2 protein-coding genes are annotated in these 2,286 nt (G+C 73.5%); both read right to left on the bottom strand.

The features are described 5' to 3' along the window. On the bottom strand, positions 1–1,171 hold a 1,171-nt coding region (gene alr / locus CQZ88_RS05155), incomplete at its 3' end, for an alanine racemase (RefSeq protein WP_102799340.1). Between the two features lie 59 nt (positions 1,172–1,230). Continuing rightward, a partial coding sequence (locus CQZ88_RS05150) for an NAD(P)H-hydrate dehydratase (RefSeq protein ID WP_102799339.1) occupies positions 1,231–2,286 on the bottom strand: 1,056 nt, incomplete at its 5' end.

Below are 2,286 nucleotides of genomic sequence, written 5' to 3'. Positions count from 1 at the left end.
CTCCTCCGCCACCGACGTAGGTGCGGACGGTGCGCCCGCCCACGCCGGTGACCACCTCGTAATTGATGGTGTCCAGTAGGTCGGCCCAGTCCTGCGCGGCGGGCTCGCCATGGCTACCGTCACCGAAGAAGAACGCGGTATCGCCTTCTTTTACTCCGTCCCCGTCCGGTCCGAGATCGACCACGACCTGGTCCATGCACACGCGGCCGAGCTGCGGTCGGCGGCGTCCGCCGAGCTGCACCTCGAACCGGCCGCTGAGATTACGCCGGATTCCGTCGGCGTATCCCATCGGCAGCAGGGCCACGGTGGTGTCGGCGGGCGCCACCCAGCGATGCCCGTAGGACACTCCGGACCCTGCAGTCACCTTCTTCACCAGCACCACCCTCGTTCGCAACGTCATCGCGGGCCGGAACCCGAAGTCCCCGACCTCGGGGATCGGGGACAACCCGTACATCGCTATACCCGGTCTGACCATGTCAAAACGCAGGTCGGGGCGGGTAACGGTCGCTGCCGAGTTCGACAGGTGCACCACCTCGGGCTTCATGCCGTGGCGGCTCAGGTCGGCGACGGCCTCGCGCAGCCGGTCCCGCTGGCAGTCGATCTCGGGGTGGTCGAGTTCGTCCGCGTGTGCGAGATGGGAGAAGGCGCCGCGCAGCCGGATCGCCCCCTCCGCCCGGGCCCGGCCCAGATCCCGCAGGAACGCCGGCCACTCGTCCCGTGCCACGCCGTTGCGGTTGAGGCCGGTGTCGATCTTCGCGGTGAGCACCGCGGTCACACCCGTCTCCCGAGCCGCGGCGACGATCGACGCGAGATGCCGCGTCGACGACACCCCCAGCTCGACGCCGGCGGCGATGGCGGGGGCGAAGTCGGCGTCGACGGTGTGCAGCCACGACAGCACGGGCGCGTCGATCCCCGCGCGGCGCAGCTCGAGCGCCTCGGTCAGGGTCGTCACCCCCAGCTCCCGCGCGCCGGCGGCGAGCGCGGCCCGGGCCACCGGGACGGCACCGTGGTTGTACGCGTCGGCCTTGACCACGGCCATCACCGCCGCCTCCCCTGCGTACTCCCGCAGCCGCCGCACGTTCTCGGCCACGGCGTCGAGGTCGATCAACGCCTCGGCCTGCGGCAGGTCGTGGTGGAGGTGGTTGCGGGGTCGGGGTTCGGCCGTGGTCATGAATCTCGATCCTGCCACTGCGGACGAAGTGGCCCGCAGCACGGTGGCAGGTGTCGGGATCACGATTCGGCCATGCCCCGCAGGCTCCGCACCGCCGCGGGCACCCGATCCAGGATCGCGCTCGCCGAAGTGGGGGCGGCCCAACCGGGTTCACCGCCGCGAGCGGCGAGATCGCGACCGCCGCGAGCGGCGAGATCGTGCCCGCCGCGAGCGGCGAGATCCGCGGCGGTGGAGTGGGCGCGCGCGCCCGCCGCGGCCGCGAGATCCGGAGCCATCCCCGCGGACATCAGTGCCCCGATCATCCCGGACAGCACGTCGCCCGCGCCGGCGGTGGCCGCCCACGACCCGCCCGCCTCGTTGACGAACACGTGCCCGTCCGGGTTCGCGATCAGCGTCGACCGGCCCTTGAGCAGTACGTGAACCCGCCAGTCGGCGGCCAGTGCCCGCACCGCCGCCACCCGGTCCGGCTCGGGCCGGCGTCCGGTGAGCCGCGCGAACTCCCCGGCATGCGGTGTCAGCAGGGTCGGAGCCCGCCGGCCGCGGACCAGGTCCGGCTGCCGCGACAGCAGCGTCAGCCCGTCGGCGTCGACGAGGACGGGAAGATCGGTGGCCAGCACGTCGCGCAACGTGTCGGCCGCCTGGTGATCGGTGCCGCCGCCCGGCCCGATCACCCATGCCTGGACGCGGCCCGCCTCGGCGAACGACGGCGCGGCCACCACCTCGGGGAACCGGGCCAGCACGACGGGGGCGGCGCTGCCGGCGTAGCGGACCATGCCGGACGTCGCGGCCACCGCTGCGCCGGCGCAGAGCACGCCGGCGCCCGGGAACCGGGCGCTACCCGCGACGATGCCCACGACGCCCTGGCTGTACTTGTCGTCGTCGGCGCCCGGGACCGGCCAGATTGCTCCGATCTCGGCGGGCTCGGCCGCCACCATGCACGGCGGCGGCAGCTCGAGACCGATGTCGACGAGCTCGACCCGCCCGCACCGGGTGGGCGCGAGGGCGTGGACCGGCTTGTAGGCGCCGAATGTGACGGTCACGGCCGCGGTCACGGCCGGCCCGTCGACGGCGCCGGTGTCCGGGTCGACGCCGCTCGGGGTGTCCACGGCCACGAT

The organism is Rhodococcus sp. ENV425, from assembly GCF_002887785.1.
Classification (GTDB): Bacteria; Actinomycetota; Actinomycetes; order Mycobacteriales; family Mycobacteriaceae; genus Rhodococcus; species Rhodococcus aetherivorans.
This window is presented reverse-complemented; position numbering and strand designations above follow the sequence as displayed.